At 49.9% G+C, this 19,548-nt stretch carries 11 protein-coding genes and 6 pseudogenes; 4 read left to right on the top strand and 13 right to left on the bottom strand.

The window, feature by feature from the left end; translation table 11 throughout:
* Positions 1-32 precede the first annotated feature (32 nt).
* From OCY70_RS13885 to lpdA, 4 genes are all read right to left on the bottom strand, one after another.
* Positions 33-1,400: a dihydrolipoamide acetyltransferase family protein gene (locus OCY70_RS13885; protein WP_213426218.1), complete on the bottom strand. Its 1,368-nt coding sequence runs from the start codon at positions 1,398-1,400 to the stop codon at positions 33-35.
* Between the two features lie 102 nt (positions 1,401-1,502).
* Positions 1,503-2,486, bottom strand: coding sequence for an alpha-ketoacid dehydrogenase subunit beta (locus tag OCY70_RS13880; protein ID WP_213426217.1), 984 nt, complete (start codon positions 2,484-2,486; stop codon positions 1,503-1,505).
* Positions 2,477-3,508 (bottom strand): thiamine pyrophosphate-dependent dehydrogenase E1 component subunit alpha, encoded by a 1,032-nt coding sequence (locus OCY70_RS13875; RefSeq protein ID WP_213426216.1) that lies wholly within the window; start codon positions 3,506-3,508, stop codon positions 2,477-2,479. Before OCY70_RS13875 ends, OCY70_RS13880 begins: the two co-directional genes overlap by 10 nt.
* 137 nt (positions 3,509-3,645) lie before the next feature.
* Positions 3,646-5,073, bottom strand: coding sequence for a dihydrolipoyl dehydrogenase (gene lpdA, locus OCY70_RS13870; protein WP_213426215.1), 1,428 nt, complete (start codon positions 5,071-5,073; stop codon positions 3,646-3,648).
* 407 nt (positions 5,074-5,480) lie between these two features.
* Between lpdA and OCY70_RS13865 the strand changes: the two genes are divergently transcribed.
* Together OCY70_RS13865 and OCY70_RS13860 are read left to right on the top strand one after the other, a co-directional pair.
* On the top strand, positions 5,481-6,725 hold the full coding sequence (locus tag OCY70_RS13865; protein WP_261944707.1) for an IS110 family transposase: 1,245 nt from the start codon (positions 5,481-5,483) through the stop codon (positions 6,723-6,725).
* Positions 6,726-7,066: 341 nt separating this feature from the next.
* Positions 7,067-7,435 (top strand): DUF2627 domain-containing protein, encoded by a 369-nt coding sequence (locus OCY70_RS13860; RefSeq protein WP_213431213.1) that lies wholly within the window; start codon positions 7,067-7,069, stop codon positions 7,433-7,435.
* A 54-nt stretch (positions 7,436-7,489) separates the two neighbouring features.
* Here OCY70_RS13860 and OCY70_RS13855 read toward each other — a convergent pair whose 3' ends face one another.
* On the bottom strand, positions 7,490-8,989 hold the full coding sequence (locus OCY70_RS13855) for a VanZ family protein (protein WP_213431214.1): 1,500 nt from the start codon (positions 8,987-8,989) through the stop codon (positions 7,490-7,492).
* A gap of 296 nt (positions 8,990-9,285) precedes the next feature.
* On the opposite strand from OCY70_RS13855, the gene OCY70_RS13850 reads away from it, so the two are divergent.
* Positions 9,286-9,924 (top strand): DJ-1/PfpI family protein, encoded by a 639-nt coding sequence (locus OCY70_RS13850; protein ID WP_213431215.1) that lies wholly within the window; start codon positions 9,286-9,288, stop codon positions 9,922-9,924.
* Between the two features lie 420 nt (positions 9,925-10,344).
* Here OCY70_RS13850 and OCY70_RS13845 read toward each other — a convergent pair whose 3' ends face one another.
* The 4 genes and pseudogenes from OCY70_RS13845 to OCY70_RS13830 form a co-directional block, all read right to left on the bottom strand.
* Positions 10,345-10,632 carry a type II toxin-antitoxin system HicB family antitoxin gene (locus OCY70_RS13845; RefSeq protein ID WP_249725655.1) on the bottom strand — a complete coding sequence of 96 codons (288 nt, stop codon included), beginning with the start codon at positions 10,630-10,632 and terminating at the stop codon, positions 10,345-10,347.
* Between the two features lie 108 nt (positions 10,633-10,740).
* Positions 10,741-10,842, bottom strand: a pseudogene (locus OCY70_RS13840) (type II toxin-antitoxin system HicA family toxin); the annotation flags it as partial.
* Positions 10,843-11,319: 477 nt separating this feature from the next.
* Positions 11,320-12,335: pseudogene (locus OCY70_RS13835) on the bottom strand (serine hydrolase domain-containing protein).
* A 22-nt stretch (positions 12,336-12,357) separates the two neighbouring features.
* Positions 12,358-13,180 (bottom strand): annotated as a pseudogene (locus OCY70_RS13830) (MerR family transcriptional regulator).
* 368 nt (positions 13,181-13,548) lie between these two features.
* On the opposite strand from OCY70_RS13830, the pseudogene OCY70_RS36130 reads away from it, so the two are divergent.
* Positions 13,549-14,705, top strand: a pseudogene (locus OCY70_RS36130) (IS110 family transposase).
* Positions 14,706-14,906: 201 nt separating this feature from the next.
* On the opposite strand, the pseudogene OCY70_RS13815 reads toward OCY70_RS36130, so the two are convergent.
* The 4 genes and pseudogenes from OCY70_RS13815 to OCY70_RS13800 all read right to left on the bottom strand — a co-directional run bounded on the left by OCY70_RS13815 (position 14,907) and on the right by OCY70_RS13800 (position 19,038).
* Positions 14,907-16,240: pseudogene (locus tag OCY70_RS13815) on the bottom strand (IS3 family transposase).
* 569 nt (positions 16,241-16,809) lie between these two features.
* Positions 16,810-17,043, bottom strand: a pseudogene (locus OCY70_RS13810) (sporulation initiation factor Spo0A C-terminal domain-containing protein); the annotation flags it as partial.
* Between the two features lie 158 nt (positions 17,044-17,201).
* Entirely contained in the window at positions 17,202-18,329 is a 1,128-nt protein-coding gene (locus OCY70_RS13805) for a hypothetical protein (RefSeq protein WP_213427636.1), read from the bottom strand.
* Positions 18,330-18,633: 304 nt separating this feature from the next.
* Positions 18,634-19,038 (bottom strand): hypothetical protein, encoded by a 405-nt coding sequence (locus OCY70_RS13800; protein ID WP_213427637.1) that lies wholly within the window; start codon positions 19,036-19,038, stop codon positions 18,634-18,636.
* Positions 19,039-19,548 lie beyond the last annotated feature (510 nt).

Here is a 19,548-nt window from a genome sequence, read left to right as displayed (position 1 = left end):
TCTCTCGCGTCGCTCATGCCGTCGTTCATCTCTCAATACACTTTCGTATCGAGCGTGTATCCTTCCAGATTCTCCTTCACCCGCTGCAGGAAGCGGCCGCAAATGACGCCGTCCAAAATGCGGTGATCCAGCGATAAGCACATGTTCGCCATCGAGCGGACCGCGATCATGTCGTTGATGACGACCGGCTTCTTGACGATCGACTCGAACGTCAGAATTGCCGCCTGCGGGTAGTTGATAATCGGGTAGGACAGAATCGAGCCGAACGAGCCCGTATTGTTCACGGTGAAGGTTCCGCCCTGCATATCATCGGGTCTGAGCCGTCCTTCGCGCGTTTTGCGCGCCAGCTCGTCGATTTCCCGGGCAAGACCCGCAATGTTCTTCTGATCCGCCTGCTTGATGACCGGCGTCAGGACCGAGTCTTCCGTGCCGACCGCCAGCGACAGGTTGATATCCCGCTTGACGATAATTTTGTCGACGGCCCAGACCGAGTTCATGATCGGGTAATCCTTGATCGCGTTGACGACCGCCTTCAGCACGAACGCGAGATAGGTCAGGTTGAAGCCTTCCTTGCGCATGAATTCGTCCTTGACCTTGTTGCGCAGCAGCACGAGATTCGTTACATCGACTTCAATCGTCGTCCACGCATGCGGAATCTCGGAGACGCTTTGCCGCATCCGGCTGGCAATCGTATGGCGGATAGGCGTCACGTCAATGAACGTCTCCCCGCGGCCGGCCTCCTCTACTTCGATGGTTGGGATGCGCGGCGAATCCGCCAGATGGAGCCCCGAATGGCGCACCGGAACCTGAGCCGCATCGGGCAGCGGATTCGAAGGAGCCGCCGAAGCTGCCGTGCCGGGCTGAGCCGGCTGCTCTGCTTGGCGTGGCGTCTGCGCGCCCGCACCGGCTCCTCCAGCAGAGGCGGAAGCGCCCGACTCGACGGCCGCCAGCACGTCCTTCCGCGTAATCCGGCCGCCTAAGCCGGAACCCTTCAAGCGGGTCAGATCGACGCCATGCTCGAACGCCAGGCGCTGGACGGCAGGCGAGTAGCGCCCGCTCATATCTTGCCCGGAGGAAGCTGGCGCCTGGCCGCTGCCCTGCGCGGCGGCCGGCTTGTTCGCCTGCCCTGCGTCCGCCGGAACCGCGGCCGCTTCCCTACGGACGCGGCAGATGACGGCGCCGACGGCGACGGTCTCGCCCTCTTGCGCGATAATCTGTTCCATGACGCCCGCTTCGGTAGCCGGCAGCTCGGCGACGACTTTATCGGTAATGACCTCACAGATCGGCTCATAGGCCTCGAACGATTCCCCGGGCTGCTTCAGCCATTTGCCAATCGTGGCCTGCACGAGCGATTCGGCCAACTGCGGCATCGTGATTTCTTTCCCTTTAACATCAGACATTGAATTTCACTCCCGTTCTTGACAACCGGCCGGCCCCGGCGAATCTGCGCGGCATGCATGAGCACAGTGCCGGCGTTCCGCCTGTCCGGCCGCTTCCCGTCCTTAGAACAACGCCAGCTCGCGCATGGCATCCTTGACCTTATCCTTGCTCAACATAAAGAATTTCTCCAGCGGAGGGCTGTACGGGCCCGCCGGAATATCCGGGCCGCACAGTCTCTTGATCGGCGCGTCCAGATCGAACAATAGCTCTTCCGCAATCATGGCGGAGACCTCCGCGCCGACGCCTCCCGACTTGTTATCTTCATGAATGATCAACACTTTGCCCGTCTTCGCCGCCGCTTCGAGAATCGCTTCCCGATCTAGCGGCTGTATGGTGCGCAGATCAAGAATATGCGCGCTGATTCCTTCCTTGGCCAGTTCATCCGCAGCCTGCACCGCCATATGGACCGGCAAGCTGTAGGCGATGACGGTAATATCCGTTCCTTCCCGCACAACATTCGCTTTTCCGATCGGAACGACATAATCGCCTTCCGGCACTTCCCCGCTAATCATGCGGTAACATTTTTTATTTTCGAAGTATAAGACCGGATCCGGATCGCGGATCGCCGCGATGAGCAGGCCCTTCGCGTCGTAAGGCGTAGCCGGAGCGACGATCTTCAAGCCGGGAGTTCCGAAAAAGACCGATTCGGGACATTGCGAATGGTACAGTCCGCCGGCCACTCCGCCGCCGATCGGAGCGCGAATGACAACCGGACAGGACCAGTCATTGTTGGAGCGGTAGCGGATTCTCGCCGCTTCGCTGATAATCTGGTTCGTTGCCGGGAACATGAAGTCCGAATACTGCATTTCCGCGATCGGCTTCATCCCGACCATCGCGGCGCCGATCGCGACGCCCGCGATCGCGGATTCGGCCAGCGGCGTATCGAGCGAGCGCATTGCGCCGAATTGCTCATACAGCCCCTTTGTCGTCGTGAACACGCCGCCCTTGACGCCGACATCCTCGCCGAGGACGAATACGTCGGCATCCCGTTCCATCTCTTCCTTCATTGCCGTTCGTATTGCGTCAATATAATCGATTACCGCCATGTGCCTGCTTCCTCCTCCGCATAGACGTGCCGCAGCGCCTCTTCGGCAGCCGGGAAGGCCGCCTGCTCGGCGTAGGCGAGCTCGCGATCCATCATCGATTTGATGTCCGAGGTGAGCTTCGCGTCCTCTTCCTCCGACCAGAGGCCGCATTCCATCAAATACGCCTTATAGCGAGGCAGCGCATCGTTCTTCCAGTTCTTCTCCACTTCTTCCTTCGTCCGGTATACCATATCGTTGTCCGAAGTGGAATGCGGAGTCAGCCGGTACATGACCGCTTCGATAAGAGTAGGCCCTTCGCCCCGCAGCGCCCGCTCGCGCGCTTCCTTGACGGCGCGGTATACCTCCAGCACATCGCAGCCGTCGACGCGCACGCCCGGGAAGCCGTAGCCCAATGCCCGGTCGCTGATGCGGCCCGCCACCTGCTTGTCCAAAGGGACGGAGATGGCATACTGGTTGTTCTCGACCATCACGATCATCGGCAGCTTATGCACGCCGGCGAAGTTGCAGCCCTCGTGGAAATCCCCCTGGTTGCTCGAGCCGTCGCCCAGCGTGACGAAGGAGACCGCTTCTTCGTTGCGCATCTTCGCCGCCAGCGCAATGCCTACGGCATGCGGCACTTGCGTCGCCACCGGACTGGATCCGGTTACGATGCGAAGACGCTTGCTGCCGAAATGGCCCGGCAGCTGCCGGCCGCCGCTGTTCGGATCCTCGGCCTTCGCAAAAATGGCCAGCATCAAGTCTCGTATCGTCATACCGACGGACAGGACGAAGCCGTAATCGCGGTAGTAGGGCAAAAAATAGTCTTTTTCTTTATCCAATGCAAATGCCGCACCGATCTGGGCAGCTTCCTGACCGATACCCGACACGTGAAAATTGATTTTTCCCGCCCGCTGCAGCAGCAGCGCCCGTTCATCATACATGCGGGCAAGCCGCATCTTCCGGTACATGTCAACCGCCTGTTCATCCGAGAGCCCGAGGGACTCATGCCTCGTCTTCTGACGAGTATTCGCTTCCGGCGTCATGAAGCAGACCTCCTTCTTCATTCAAGTCTGTCGCGAGTATAATACCAGGTACTAAGACTTGACTCTAAACATATTATACTCTCATCGTTCTGAAAAAGAAAACATCAGCTATGGTCAAGCTTCCGCGGCCGGATGTGTCAGATATGAATCGCTTTGCCTTCTATGCCAAGCATCGCTTCGGTCAAGATCTCGGAGAGCGACGGATGCGGCCGGATCACCTGCCCCATCTCCCATGCGGTCGCATTCAGCAGCATGGCTGCCGAAGCTTCCCCGATCAGCTCGGTCGCATGCGGCCCGACAATATGGACGCCGAGCAGATCGCGGGACCGGGCATCCGCAATCACCTTCGCGAACCCTTCCGGCTCTCCGTGCACCAATGACTTGCCGACCGCATGCAGCGGCACGCGGCTTACCTTCACGTCATAGCCCGCGGCTCTCGCCTCCCGCTCCGTCCAGCCGATCGAGGCCGCTTCCGGACGCGAGTAGATCGCGCGCGGAATGCTCCGCGAGTCATAATCAGCCGACGTATCGCCGCATAGATGACGCACGGCGGCCAGCCCCTCGGCCGCCGCGGCATGAGCCAGCTGCAGTCCGCCGATCACGTCGCCAATCGCATAAATATGGGACTCGTTCGTCTGCATCCACTCGTTGACGCGGATGAACCCTTTCTCCGTCTCCAGGCCGACATTTTCCAAGCCGATATTCTCGATATTGGCCTGTCTCCCTATAGATACGAGCAGCTTGTCCGCTTTTATGCTTACGCTCTCTCCGTTTTCTTCAATGAGGAGATGAACTTCTCCCCGCTCTTCATCCTTATGTACTGCCTCCGGCTGAAGCGCCGCCTTCGTATGGAAGCGGACGCCCCGCTTCGCCAATTGCCGCTGAAGCTCGCGCGCCGTATCTTCCTCTTCCATCGGAACAATCCGTTCCCCCGCTTCGATCACATCGACCTCCACGCCGAAGTCGGCCAGCATCGATGCCCATTCGACGCCGATGACGCCGCCTCCCAGAATGGCGACGCGCTCCGGAAGCTGCTCCCATTCAAGCGCCTGATCCGTCGTAACGATGAGTTCTCCGTCGGCTTCCAGTCCCGGCAGCATCCGCGGACGCGATCCCGTCGCGATAATGAGATGCTTCGGCACAATCGTATCGGCCTCCTTGTCCGGATACTCGACCGCCACCGATCCGCTCTTGGGCGAAAAAATCGACGGCCCCATGACCCGTCCGGTTCCATATATCACTTCAATCGCATGCTTCCGCATCAGCAGCGAGACCCCTTGATGCAGCTTCTCGACTATGTCCCGCTTACGGGCCTGAACGCGGTCGAAGCGCAGCTTCACGCCCTCGACCTCGATGCCGTAGGCCGAGCCGTTCACCGCCTCCTGATACACTTCCGCGCTGCGCAGCAGCGCCTTGCTCGGAATGCACCCGCGGTGCAGGCAGGTCCCGCCCAGCTTCTCCCGTTCAATGACGACGACCGATTTACCGGCCTGCGCCGCGGCGATGGCCGCGACATATCCGCCCGTTCCTCCGCCCAAAATGGCCACATCGACTTGCTTTGTCATACCAAGCACTCCTCGTATAGTATTTCCTAAAGGCAGTTTTGAGTCTTTTTCCAGTCCTTTATAGGAACATAGAATGCCTTCAAAATTTCCAGCTTGCACATTGAAAATTAATATGGGGACTGGACTTTCCGGAATGTCTCCGGACAATGGAACTTAGGGTTCCATTCGGGGAAATTCGTTTCACTCCTGTAGTCCAATCTACTTTTTAAGTCTGTTTCTCCGGTACTCGCTTGCACTTCTTACCCGCTGGCTGTTCCCTTCGGCAACTCATGCCCGACTGTAGCAGCGTCGGGGCAGCTCATGAACCGAAGCGTGTTCTCATATGCGAGGGTGATTGATCGGCGAGTGCGCCGGAGACAGTCCGGAGAGTCCGTTCCCTGAATCCCTTATAGAAAGGAGGAATTCTCTTGAAGCTTTTTGTCGGTATTGACGTCAGTTCCGAAGAACTGGAAGCCTGTTTGATGAAATCGGATGGCGACACCCTGGAGACCTTCAAGACCACCAACAATCTGCACGGCGCCTCTTACTTGCGGGATCGCATCATTTCTGCTGCGGTCAAGACAGCCTGCTCTGAGGTTCATATCGGGCTTGAAGCCACATCCGTCTACAGCTGGCATCCAGCCATGTACTTGCATGAGGATGAGGCCCTTCAACAATTGAATGCCAAGGTGTTCACCATTAATCCGAAGCTGATTAACAAATTCAAAGACGCTTATGCCGACCTGGACAAAACCGATCGCATCGATGCCTGGATCATTGCAGACCGCCTGCGTTTTGGCAGACTCACGACGACTATCGTGATGCAGGAACAGTACATCGCCTTGCAGCGGCTCACTCGCATGCGATTCCATCTCGTACACAACCTCACCCGCGAGAAGCAATACTTTTTGCAAAATCTGTTCTATAAGTGCAATGCTTTTCGCGCGGAAGTGGACAGTTCCGTGTTCGGCCATGCCATCATGGAAATGCTCTCGGAAAAGTATAGCCTGGATGAGATGGGGAATATGGATGTCGCCCATTTGGCTGACTATCTAAAGGACAAGGGGAGAAATCGTTTCCCCGATCCCGAACACGTCGCCCGCTGTATTCAAAAGGCGGCTCGGGCCTCGTACCGCCTCTCGAAGGTTGTCGAGGATTCCATTGATTTGGTGCTGGGCACCTCAATTCAGTCGATCCGGAGCATCCAGCGTCAGCTTAAAGAGCTCGACAAGGCGATTGAGCGCATTTTAGACGGCATTTCCAGCAGCCAGTGCCTCCGTTCCATTCCGGGCATTGATCGGGTCTATGCCGCAGGCATCCTGGCCGAGATCGGCGACATCGACCGCTTCACGGATCAAGCCGCCTTGGCCAAGTATGCGGGTCTGACGTGGCGCAAGCACCAATCCGGCTCCTTCGAGGCGGAAGATACAAAGCGCATTCGTTCCGGCAACCGATTCCTTCGCTATTACCTAGTTGAAGCTGCCAACTCGGTAAAAAACCGCGACCCGGAATTCGGGGAGTATTACCGGAAGAAATTCAATGAAGTCCCTAAGCATCAACACAAACGTGCCCTCGTCTTAACGGCAAGAAAACTTGTGCGTCTGGTCGATGTGCTGCTACGCAACGACCAACTCTATACGCCCAGAAGGAAGGTGAAGCCGACAGAGCAATAATGCCTTGGCTCAAGAATTTTCTTCTCTAATTCCCAGTTATATTATGGTATTTTACTTAATTTTCGACTGGGTCTAGTTTGGTGATGCCTTTTTTGGGATTGATCCTGCTGCACGCCAAGGAAATTTTCCAATTCTCATAAATCAGGGACTTGACATCATACCGCTGGACTTTATCGTCCGAATCCAATGGTTCTATTGTACTCCCTTTTTCCGGCACCGCCAAACCTGAATCTGTCAAACCGCCCCCGTTCCAAGGGCGCAATCCGATTAGACAATACCCCGATTTCCAGGTAAGATAAAATGTAGTTAAGAATGAACATATTCCGACAGGTGATCAATTCATGAGACAGGATACGCATGTGATAACCCGCTTTATTGCTATATTGCTGCTCGTCATTCCGGGCCTGCTCGCGACCTTCGGCTTTCTGACGATGAAGAACGTCATCTTCGATTACATCGCCGACCATGGGAATGACAGCCTCGCCGCCCCATCCTTCGGCTGGCTTCCTTTCCTCGGGGGCTTCGCCATGTTCGCCATCGGAGTCGCCTTTATCGGCGGCTGGGTGTTCTACCGCGACCGCAAGCGGAATTATGTCGCTCCCCGCTTCCGCAAGAAGAAGGGGCCGCGGCCGGCCTCGTTCAAGCCAATGATTCAGCAGCAGGCCGATGCCCGTAACAATTCATCTTCCGAACCGCCTGCCTCTTCATAGCACAAAACGGTCTCCCCGTCCTACCGGACGGTCGGAGACCGTTTTTGCTTTTCCCTATTTATCGGACCGGTCTTGATCCAGCTTGGCGCGAAGCCGCGACAATTCCTTCTCTACCTGCTCCTCCCGGCTCCATTGCTTCGCTTCGTCTTCGCCGGACGCCTCTTCCTGCTTCGCCCCTGCATCGGGCTCGCCCGAGTGAGCATCCCGAGGCTCCACGAGTTCTTCGGAAGACTCCTCCTTCTTAGGCTCCGCCACGGCATCCGCCCGAATTATTAGCTGCGATCCGTCCTGGAACTCCATCGTGCGGCGGACTGGCGGATTCTCCTCCGCATCCTCCTTCGTCTCCTTCGGGTCGGCCGTGCCCGCGTAAGGCAGCATGCGCTCCGGGATCGTGATAGCGTTGCGGGTACCGCTTATTTTCTCATAGAAAAGACGTTTATCCCGGCGGAAAATATGCAGCAGCACATGCAGACCCACGAACGCATTGAAGACGAGCCCTAAAATGATGACGATCGGCGCGAATCCGCCCAGTTCAGCCAGATAGCCGGAATTCAGCACGTAGAAAAATACATAATTGATCCCGCCGATGCCGAAATACAGCAAGCCGTACCGGATGAGCAGACCCTTGAAAGAAAGCTTGTTCGTCCGCTCCGGATCCGCCGCCAAGCGGTCATCGATCAGATGAATGCGCGTCACCCATTTGCCGAACGTCTTCCCTTCCGTCCACAGAGGCACCAGCATGAAATAAACAAAAATCGTGGCAGCCAGCACCCATCCGTTAGTCTGCAAATAATTCAGGAACTGATCCACGTCATTGCCGTTGGCTGCGACCATAAATATGGCGATAATCCAGTAAATAAAGCCAATGCACAAATAGTCGAGCCATAGCGCAATGGCCCGGCGAATAAAGCCGACCGGCCTGCGCGTCAGATCCACGTCCGCATCCAGTTGGCTGCTGTGCGGCAGGAAATACGTAATCAAGGGAGCCAGCAAAAATCCAAGCATCCCGCCGACCGTATTGAGAAGCAAATCATCGACATCGAACAGCCGGTATGGGCATGCATACAGCCCGTACAAGCCCGTGCGCTGCGTCGTCTCGAAGAAGAGGGACACGATAAAGGCAATGAGCGTCGTCCCCAGGAACGATTTCTGGAAATAATAACGCAAATATACCCCGAGCGGCAGCGTCAGAGCCACGTTGAAAGCCGCCTGCCAGAATGACCGCTCCCCTAATATCTGCACATAGGTTGAAGGCTGTGACCAGACGACATTCGTCTCCTTCATAATGTCACGGATAAAGGTAAATGGAATCCACTGCGAAAATACCCCGCTGCCGCCAGGCACGCAATTGTCGCGATTGGCCGGCAGAGGCAGAATGACGAGATAGTATGCGGAAATAAAATACAGCAGCATCGAGTACAGCACCAACGACCGTACCTTATTCACATAGCCGTATTTGCGGTACTGCACGATTAAAAACGGGAGCGTCAGAAAAAACGCTGCGATCGGAAACGTAAACAACGCGATTTTGATCGGAAATAAATAAGCATTCATCGTTACTGGCTTACCCCTTTGTTGCACAGTCATGTTTTGTATGTATATAGCGTATGGCTGCCGCACACGGAAGTCTTATTTTCGACGCAGACGTATACGGCTATTCCTTCAACGCTCGTTTATTTTACCGTATTTCGCCGAATTCTCCAATAAAAATCGTGCAACGCACATCCCATCCCGCCGAACCGGATTGATTTCCAGAACATAACAATTTAAAATTTGTTCTTATTTTATAGCCCTTTATCGTCATGCTTTTCCCTGTGCAGCCTGATAAAATGGCGACATGCAACAGCCAAATGGGATATAGGAGGAATCAACGAGCCGTGATTCATGCAGGAATTTTGCTCTATAACGACGTAGAGGTACTTGATTTCGCAGGGCCATTTGAAGTATTCGCCGTAACCGAGCATTCGTCTGACACTACAGCCAGACCTTTTCTCGTCCAGACCGTCTCAGAAGACGGCAAGCTGGTAACCGCGCGGAACGGGTTGAAAGTACAGCCCGATTACAGCTATGACAATGCGCCTCGCTTCGATATTCTCATCGTGCCCGGCGGACCGGGTAGCCGGACGGAAATGTATAACAAGACGACGACTCAATGGGTGAAGAGCCGTATGGATGAAGTGAATATTATGGCCTCCGTCTGCACCGGGGCCTTAATCTTGGCAGAAGCCGGATTGCTCGACGGCAAGACAGTAACAACGCATTGGAACTCCTGCGACCGTTTGGAAAAGGACTACCCTAGCTTGACGGTGAAGCGGGACGTCAAATATGTCGATGAAGGCAACATCGTCACATCCGGCGGCATCTCGGCGGGCATCAATATGTCCTTCCATCTCGTCAGCCGGCTACTGGGCCGGGACGTTGCCGAACGCACGGCCAAAAGAATGGAATATGACATCGATTTATCGAATGAGCCGGGAAAAATATCGTAAAGCAGTTCTCCCTTGATCAGGGAAAACATCGCCAATGCCAGAGTCCGCTGCTTTCATCGCTGGCATTGGGGGAAGCACGTTCAACAAGCCGTAAGACTGCTAAGCTATCATGGTAAGTAATGGAAAAAGTCCCCGGCGGGATGTATCCGCTTGTGGGGCTTTGTCTTCTCAGCAGCTTATATTCATTAAAAGCAACTCCCTGGAGACCAAGTAAATGCATACGCGCCGAGCCTTATTCGCACTCTCCCCATCAGTCAGGGAACTGTAGGTGCAGTTTATCCCGCCTTATAAACATTCTCCCCATGATTCAGGAAAAGTATGACAGGCGTCGAATATCGTTAAACCCCGATTTATTCAACAGGGCCTTTTTTCGTATGACTTACGGTCGGTTAAGCCATTACGGAATGGTTAACGTTTTCTTCACAGCCTTCTCCGCCATATAGTCACGGAATGGCGGCATCCATACGTCGATGAGAACGGCGGACTCGTTAGCATCGAGTCTAAGGTCAAGCGTACGGGTTGGTTCCGGAATCTTTTCTCCGTCTTGTTCCAACCGTACAAGTGCAACGCAAGACATTCTTTTGCCATACGAAACGCCTCTTCGTCGGTCTCCCCGCAAGAAAATGCACCGGGTAAATCCGGGAACTTGACGGAAATACCATCATCCGCATAATCGAAGATCGCAGGAAAGATATATCGGTCTTTCATATTTTTCTTCAACTCCCTCAATGTTCTTCGGTCAACGTGAGAAACTGGTGTTACATGAATTTTTAAATTTTATGTTTATCCTTTACAGAGGGCCTCTTTCAGCCCCGCCTATTTCAGAATGCTATCCACTGTTTTACGCGGCCAGTCTTTATTCGGATGAGGTATTGTTACCTTGCCCATTTTAGTTGGATGTTTATATTGATGATGACTATATCGATCAGGACTTTTAGCTTATCGAACTTGCATCCAACCTTCGTGTTAGAACGCTCGGCAAAAGTTCTTACTATCCTGATTCGTACATCTTTTGAGAAGATATCTATCGCCGAAAACTGCAAAACTGCAGCTTTCCTTTATGGCGTGTACTCCGTTGCAGGGAATCCTGCAAAACGGCATCAATTTCTGACTATTCAATCGATAAAAGACAAAAAACGATGAACATCATGTACTTTTGCAGGAATTTCATCATATAGCGGCTTAAAGAGCAGTAATTGATGCATCCACGCAGCATTTCACTGCTTCATCCATCTTCCACCGGTTTGCGCGCTGCCGTTTTTCCCGCATCCACATTCTCTGTTACCTCGTCATCTCCATCATTTTGCAGTGCCTGTGAGACACTCCCTTTGGGGGAAGCTCGAACAATTTATTGCTGGGCTACTTGTATCCTTAACTGTCTTGGGGAAAATATATTTAATCCATTACAGCCGGGATAATGCCTTCCTTAATCAGTGTCCATCGATCACGCGGATTCATGCTGAATTCGGATGCAATGGCTACGACCAGGTCCTTTTCCGGAATGCAGCAAATGACATTACCGCCATCGCCTAGTGCCGAGTAGGCAAAGACTCCGTCCTCTTCGCGCAGCCACCACAGATACCCGTAATGATTGGGGTTCATCACCGTTGATTCGTCAATCCATGTCTTCGAAATCACCTGAAGATGGTCCCACTTGCCAAGGTTCAGATACAGAACGCCAAAACGGGCCATATCCCGGGGCGTTAGCGTAAGTCCCCATCCTCCCGTGGAGTTGCCGTGCGGATCCGTAACCCGTCCTTTCACGTTTTTCCCGAATAAATCGTCAAAGATTTCATTCCCATATCCGGGATTTCTCTCATCCCAATCGGCTTAAATAGATGTTCGTTGGCAAAGTCGCGGGCACTTTTTCCTGTGCTGCGAGTGATAATCGCTGACAGCAGGTGCGCCCCGGCGGTAGAATATTTGAAAGCTCCGATACTCCCTTTTTGGCCCAGCAAATCCAGTGTGTAATTTACCCAATCGGGCTGCATGCACAGCTTGTCCAACGGTTCATGCCAGTCCTCAAATGGATAGGGAGCCGTCATCGTGAGGAGATGACGTATCGTGATGTCCCGCTTCTGCCTATCAGCACCAGCGGCCGCATACTCGGGGAAAAAATCAAGGACCTTCTGATTCACATTCTGAATATATCCTGCATCTATGGCAATCCCAATGAGAGCAGATAAGACGCTTTTCGTTACAGACGCCACGTGGTGGGCGGCATCCGGGCCATAGCCATTAAAATATCTTTCATAAGCAATGTATCCTTTTTTCACTACAACAATGCCGTTAATATCGCTGTACTCCGCTTTTATCGCAGGTTCAAGCTCTAACAGCTTGTCAGCGTCCATTTCCAAAGCTGCCGGGTCTGCGGCTTGCCATTCTGTCGTTGGCCAGTAACTTCTTTGCATGATAGGTACCTCTCTACAAACGTTATTTTTTCTTTACGGGAAAATATACCTGGGTAACGATGTCTTCAGGAACGGCCGCTTGATTGGGGGCGGTGATATACACTTCATAGGGTGCCTTTATCAATTCATAGCCTTCATTTTCTATCCATTCCCTCAGTCTGGCATAGACCGACGTCAAGTCGGCGTATGAACCGTGCAGCACAGATTTCGCACAGAGGCCGCCGGGCAAATGTCTCGTTCCCTTTACCGCTTCCGCTATCGGGATGGCAAACTCTGTGTCGTTGCCGGCCGGATTGTATTCCGGGCTGTGATAAATCGTCATCGGCGCACCAAGCAGGGTAAGTTTTTCAGTCGCAATCTTTGCATAGAGCCCGCTAAAATACGTTCCATAGCCTACAGCATAGTCATCACTGCTCAGCATCTGCCGCATAGAAAGGATATTCATTGGCCCGGTTTCAACAAGCTGCACCTCTATATGGTCAAGGTGTGCCATCATTGGCATGCCCTTCTCCAAATTCGAAATATCCCGGTTCATTTGATTGAGGGCATAGGCGAAAGCATCGATCTTTTCCTGTACTTCCCTTCGCTTGCGGCAGGGCAGAACAAACCTTCTCTTCTGCTTGATCCTCTTCCCATTCCAAAATGTCTTTAATTTCTTCCAGAGAAAAAGAATAAGATTTCAGACGGTTAATCAAGAGCATCTTTTTGAGCTGACTGATGGAATAATACCGATAACCGTTTTCCGGATTAATCTCATCGGGCTGGATGAGTCCGATCTCATCATAATACCGAAGCGTTTTTGCAGATACGCCGCATATCTTCGAGAATTCTCCAATCGAAAGCAAGAGGTCACCTCCATTCTTCATTTTTTAACGGCGGAAAGGCTTTATATATCAATCTTTGTTCCCTTTCACTGTACGCTTTCCCCTACGGGCAAAGTCAACGGCAAAATAAACATTCATGAACTCTCGTTCGCAAACCTAGCATGAAAATAGCGAGGGTTTAGTGGTCGGACCTATTTCCCATACTGCTACTACATGACGCGAAACACGTTCTTTTTAATGGTGGTGTAACCCCGACAAATAAACTGTTGAGGATGAGTTCTGTGTACAAACCTGTGCTGGCTCTGTATGCCCAGAGAACCGCGAACAGAAAAATGCTCAAGCTCGAATTCATCCGCCGTCATGCATTTCAGTTATGGAGGGAAGCCAAGATGGAAGTATTGCTTGAACGCTGTGCTGGAATGGACGTTCACCAAGAGACAATCGTCGTTTGTGTGATGACCACAGATGCTGCGGGGGAGGCCCACAGCGAGATCCGAAGCTTTGGAACGATGACCAAACATCTTTTCGAACTGCTTAAGTACCTGGAGTCCCAAGGCGTTACACACATCGCAATGGAGAGCACGGGAATCTATTGGAAACCTGTCTACAACATCCTTGAAGGCTACTTCACCGTCGTACTGGCGAATGCGCAGCGCATTAAGAATGTTCCTGGCCGCAAGACGGATGTTTGTGATGCCGAATGGATCGCGAAGCTGCTTCGAGTCGGTCTAATTGAGCCCAGCTTTGTGCCATCCGAGGACTTAAGGGAGCTACGGGACCTCTGCCGACTTCGAAAAAAACGAATCGGCTCCCTAACAGCGGAGAAAAACCGATCCAGAAGTATCTTGAAGCAGGTAACGTCAAGCTAGGCAGTGTCATCTCAGACGTATTCGGTGTTTCCGGGCGCAGTTTGTTGCAACGCTTAATCGAAAAAGGTTACGTTGACGCGGAAGATTTGAAGCGAGCGTCAAGGGTTCGATCAAGAACAAAAAAAGTGAAGTTACTGACTCTCTTTTTGGCACGATGACCCCGCATCAAATTCGATTGATTAAAGATTGTTGGGAGCATATCGAATACTTAGAGAAGTCCATTGCTCGGTTGGAAGCCGAAATTAACGATCACTTGGAGCTCTATCGGACGGAGTACGAACTGCTTCAGACCATTCCAGGTGTTAGCGAACGAACAGCTGCAGCACTCCTTGCAGAAATCGCGGCCGATATGGAGCAATTTCCATCCGCAGATCACCTTGCCTCTTGGGCTGGCGTAGCACCCGGCAACCACGAGAGTGCAGGCAAAAAAAAGTACAAAAAGCGTAAAAGGCAATCCTCATGCAAAAGTGACACTATGCGAAGCGTCTTGGGCAATCGCTCGCTCACGAAACACGGTCTTGGCAACAAAGTTCTGGAAGATTGCTTCACGACGAGGAAAGAAAAAAGCTTGCATTGCCATTTCACGTAAGATACTTATCATTGCTTACCACATGCTGAAGAACAAACAAATTTACATCGAAGGTGGACCACAAGCACCACTCATGCAGATCAACTAACCTTACAGCATTGACGAAACATAGCGATTTTAAACAAGGCCCCTTCAAAGAAGGTGGACCGGGCATCTTATGGTCATTTCTCAGAAAACTGCTGCTTTTTAAAGACGATAATCGTTCATGAGTGCGTTTGGATTTTCACAGAAAAAAAGAAACCCAACGTGCTATAAACTGTCCCCCATGTAAAGGACATTTTAAAAAAGTCTAGGCAGATTGAAGAAGATGATCTCTGTATTGAACAGGGGTCATCTTTTTTAAATTCCATTGATACCTGTAGTGGTTGTAATAAGTCATATAGTCCTTGATCTCCCGTTTTAACTCGTCCAAAGTCAAACAAGGTTTAATGGAGGCCTGATCTTTAAAATGTCCAAAAAAGGACTCCTGAGGGGCGTTATCCCAGCAGTTTCCCCGCCTGGACATGGATTGTTTCAATTTCATTTTCTTAACCATTTTTTGAAATTCCGGATTTGTATAATGAGATCCCTGGTCAGAATGAATGAAGGCATCATCTGCTTTCTTAAACCTTCGGTTTTTCTTAAGCTTTAGGAGGGTATCTGTCGCAAGATCCATCGTGATTCGGTCTGACACATGATATGCCAAGATTTCATTGGTTGAACTGTCCTTGATAGTTGATAAATAGGCTTTCTTGCCTGATCCGTAAAATAAATAGGTGATGTCCGTCAGTAATATCTTACGGGGGATCTTCTGCTTAAACTCCCGGTTCAGCAGGTTAGGAACGATCCTGTGCTCTTGAGTAGCCTTCATCATCCGTCTATAGGGATTGGCCTTCCTGAAAGGGCACACAATGCCGTATTTCTTCATAATCCTCCTAATCCGTTTCAAATTGAGATAACCTTAAACTGCCCCTCCAATGTCATCTTGATGGAACGGGCCCCTTTTCTTGCGTCTTTTGAAATGGAAAGCTTTTAAGATCGTTTCTCTTAGCTGTTCATCCCGCTGTTCCTTCTGGCTTCTCTTTTGCTTCGCTTCGGAAGACCAGTACCTGTAGTATCCTCTTCTGGAAACCTCGGACACTTTACATAAATAGTTGACCATACGGTGGAGTTGATATTTCTCGATGATGGTACGGATAAAGACATATTTTTGGGTAGGTGGCAGTGCTATTCTTTGTTCTGCCCCCTTTCCGCGAAGCGAATCTTTTTTAAAAGTTCGTTCTCCGCTCTTAGCAAGGCATTCTGAGCCTCCAGCCTGGCATATTTCTCTTCCAGCGACAGCTCCCGTTTAAGGGGTCTTCCTAATGATCTACTTCTCGTATCCTGTAAACCTAAAACTCCGTTCTCCTGGTAACTCGCACGCCATCTCTTTCCCGAAGATCTGACTCTTTGGATCCCAATGATGGTTACGTCAAAACCGCATTCTTCAAATATTTCTCTCGGCAGTTTGCCCTTGTTATTCTCTGAGATGAACAATTGCTTAAACGCATCCGTATACGTGATTGCCTTTGAAGAAACGGACTTCACATAAGGATTGTTAGATAACAGCTTGATTTCTTCATCTGTAAATAATTTCTTGCTCATTATAATTCCTCATTCCCATTTTTCTGCTATAAACAAAAGTACCTATCGAGAGACTTTTTTAAAGTGTCTACTCGATAGGGTACAATTTACTAAGTCAAGGCCCTATTCAGTGATATTGAAAATGCACCCCTTAGAATTCATCGGGCTAGGGCCCAATGACTATTCTAAGAAGTGCACTACATCAACTTAGGGTTCTTTGATACGCAATTATTATTTTCTCATCCTAGAATCGCAGCGAGGTTATGGGCTGGCTAGAATCGAAAATAGAAGAAAAATTAAAATTGGCTTTCTTGCCATTCTGTCAGTAACCTTGACCTAGACTGGCTCCGTGCCTTTCAAGGTTTTGTTTCAAGAGATGTAAATACACGCGCTAACAGAGCCGCAGGAGTCACCCCGCGGCTCTTGTCGTGCAGCGGGACCCTAGATTTCCCCGAAGAATAAAAAGAGTCAAAGAGGTTAGCCTTTAGGCCAATACGTTTATCCGGGTCCCTCGAATGAAAAAAAGGTTAATCCACGCGAGTTTATCGGGTATTTTATAATAATCCCCAAACCCACACCCACTACTCCCTTCAGCTCACCTTATGCTCAATCCGCAGCTTATCAGCGACCATCGCGATGAACTCTCTATTCGTCGGCTTCGCTTTGCTAATGTTGATCGTGTAGCCGAACAAATGGCTGATGCTATCGATGTTGCCCCGCGTCCAGGCGACCTCGATCGCGTGGCGGATGGCGCGTTCGACGCGGCTTGGCGTCGTTTTGAACTGCTCGGCGATCGCAGGATACAGCGTCGTCTTCGTAATGGCAATTGAGCTGTCAAAAGTATCGAATGAGTAGTACAAATCCAAATGTTTATCGGGTTTCCGCGGGATTATTTATAGCTCAAATCCCCTTACTCAATCCATACTTCACGGCATCAATGGTGTCAACCCGATAAATATCCAAAGCTTAGAACCAATCTATATTATTGATATTCATATGTATTTGATATATTGCCCTTTCCTCCCGTCATTTCCTCGAAGTCATTAAGGGAAAGGTATTCTGTTTTGAATTTACGAATATCTAAGAAATGAAATGACATTTCATCATCATCACCGTGCCTACTGGAGAAAATATAATCGCCTATAATTTCTTGATCATAAACCAACATGTAATCTACTTCCGCCCCCCTATCTCTTTTCCACATTCTCAAGAATGGATAATGGAGCCACTTATCAATAAAAATCATCAAAACTTTTTTTTGATTTATGTTAGTCAATATTAAGTAGTCAGTGACACTTTCACTCAGCTCCGAAGAAATCTGCTCGATCTCTTCATAAGAAAGTTCATTATTATCCTTTGTGTGCCCATATCCTGTTAACATCGTTGTTACACTATTAAATGTTGAAGATGTAGCAAGAAGACCATTTCGGTTAATGACACTAATAAACCCTTCTGAGCTCTTTATAGGAGTGTATAAACAATACATTAAATCGGGGCACCAGCGTCCTCCTTTTTCATTTAGTTCAAAGCCATTAAATGTTCCACCAACTCCATGAGGTACCATGAATTTTGTCATGGCATCTGTTTGAATCAGAACAACCATTATCTCTAATAAATGATTGATTGGGAAATCAAATTCTAGCCATCTTTTTACCGAGTCACTCCATATAGCTACTTCCGAACCAGAACCAATCTCAAACATATCTGCCTCAAATATTCTACCGTGCTCAATCTTTATCAGTCGCGCTCTCCCATATTCCATAAATCCGATAACAAATTGAACTCTTTCACTACTTACAGAACTGTATACTGATGTGATTGCACTGTAAATATCTATTCCATACGAGAGACATTCCTCAAATACTCTGATCATTTCATATCCATCACCAACATCCCCAGCAAAACAAACCGCGATATCGTCTCTGATTTTAGTTATTTTGTTACTTTGTTCATACACATAATATTGATCATAACGTGCTTGTTTTTCGCCAAATGTATTGTAATCCCGAGGATCTTTCTCTCTTAATGTTTGTTCTGACTTCGACGAAACTGCTGAGTCGCTTAAGAAAAATATCGAGTCTTCCTTCTTCCAAACTAAACAATATGTCATTTTATCCTCCTTCTATTTCTGCTTAATTAAGTTGAACAGTCTGAAATCAATCTTCTTTTCTACCTAGTAACTCCCAAGCATATACTGTTCCCTGCTTGTGAATGGGATGAATTAAACTAGTAAATGTCTTTTGTATTCTTTCTCCAACCGAAAATTTACTTCTGACTAGAACTTCATAGGCTTCAATTGCTGGCAAAGACGGCATGTCAGGATAATCATATGCACATATCAATATGGCTTTCTGGCAGGACAGTCCAGATGACAATAATTTCCCACAGTCTGTATATGAATATCCATCCTGTCACTACTCGTAGAAATTTAATTGTGTTCTATTGTCTTCTCTATCTGTCTCTCTAAGATACCCTTCGTATAGTCTTCTCAGAATTGCAGCTGTACGTATCCATTTACCTTCAAAAGCATCTGCATATTCTTTATATTGCTCCGCTAATCTCCGCTCTTGTATTCCACCCTCATCTAAATCCTTGCTTATAGTTCCCATTTTATTAAAAGTTCCTGTACGAAATCCATCCTCTAAAGCCTCACTTTGAATAGCCTCAATTATATTTCTTACTTCCTCATGTGGCCACAAATCGTCAGTACCGAAAGGGGAGTAAGCCAGTATTTGTCCTATTTGGACATCGGCAACAACTCCCAACGGCACTGCAATATTCTCGTGCCGTGGTAATCCAATCTCTAAGGTATTGTCCATTCAAATTACCATCCGCGCTTACACCAGGAACAGCCTCCCATTCATTCAATAAATCATACGCTAATTGGGCTTTCATTCTCTTATTACTGCTTGTCCTGCTTCATTCTCCCCTCTATATATCGTAACAATTACTTCCCAAAAAAGTCGGATTCTCTAACAATTTTCTCGATGAGGAATTTTGGCTTCCTACCATATCTAAAAATGGGAAGATATATCCACTCTAGCGTCTCAAGTATTTCAACTGGGAGATTTATTCCTTCTAAGTAACCTAATACTTTTTCAAGCTCGTGACTGAAGCTGGACTATTTATTACTCGACTGCTATTTCCATTGCTGGTTATTATACCGTTCTTGCTGCTACATCCAGCAAGTAACCCTGTTAGCAATAATGCTGTGACGATCAATTTAGGCAATGCGGTTCCCCCACTTATTTATTTTTGTATGTAGCCTTGTCCTCATGCATCTTTCTGTTAACTACTGTCCAATCCGAACCATTATGTGCAAGACATAC

This window comes from Paenibacillus melissococcoides (assembly GCA_944800085.1).
Classification (GTDB): Bacteria; Bacillota; Bacilli; order Paenibacillales; family Paenibacillaceae; genus Paenibacillus_B; species Paenibacillus_B melissococcoides.
Note: the sequence above shows the minus strand (reverse complement) of the source record. Positions and strands in the feature narration are given on the sequence as shown.

Coding starts and splice junctions, on each gene's coding strand:
- OCY70_RS13885 (WP_213426218.1), bottom strand. CDS start 1,400: ATGTCTGATGTTAAAGGGAAAGAAATCACGATGCCGCAGTTGGCCGAA.
- OCY70_RS13880 (WP_213426217.1), bottom strand. CDS start 2,486: ATGGCGGTAATCGATTATATTGACGCAATACGAACGGCAATGAAGGAA.
- OCY70_RS13875 (WP_213426216.1), bottom strand. CDS start 3,508: ATGACGCCGGAAGCGAATACTCGTCAGAAGACGAGGCATGAGTCCCTC.
- lpdA (WP_213426215.1), bottom strand. CDS start 5,073: ATGACAAAGCAAGTCGATGTGGCCATTTTGGGCGGAGGAACGGGCGGA.
- OCY70_RS13860 (WP_213431213.1), top strand. CDS start 7,067: ATGAGACAGGATACGCATGTGATAACCCGCTTTATTGCTATATTGCTG.
- OCY70_RS13855 (WP_213431214.1), bottom strand. CDS start 8,989: ATGAATGCTTATTTATTTCCGATCAAAATCGCGTTGTTTACGTTTCCG.
- OCY70_RS13850 (WP_213431215.1), top strand. CDS start 9,286: ATGGGATATAGGAGGAATCAACGAGCCGTGATTCATGCAGGAATTTTG.
- OCY70_RS13845 (WP_249725655.1), bottom strand. CDS start 10,632: ATGAAAGACCGATATATCTTTCCTGCGATCTTCGATTATGCGGATGAT.
- OCY70_RS13805 (WP_213427636.1), bottom strand. CDS start 18,329: ATGACATATTGTTTAGTTTGGAAGAAGGAAGACTCGATATTTTTCTTA.
- OCY70_RS13800 (WP_213427637.1), bottom strand. CDS start 19,038: ATGGACAATACCTTAGAGATTGGATTACCACGGCACGAGAATATTGCA.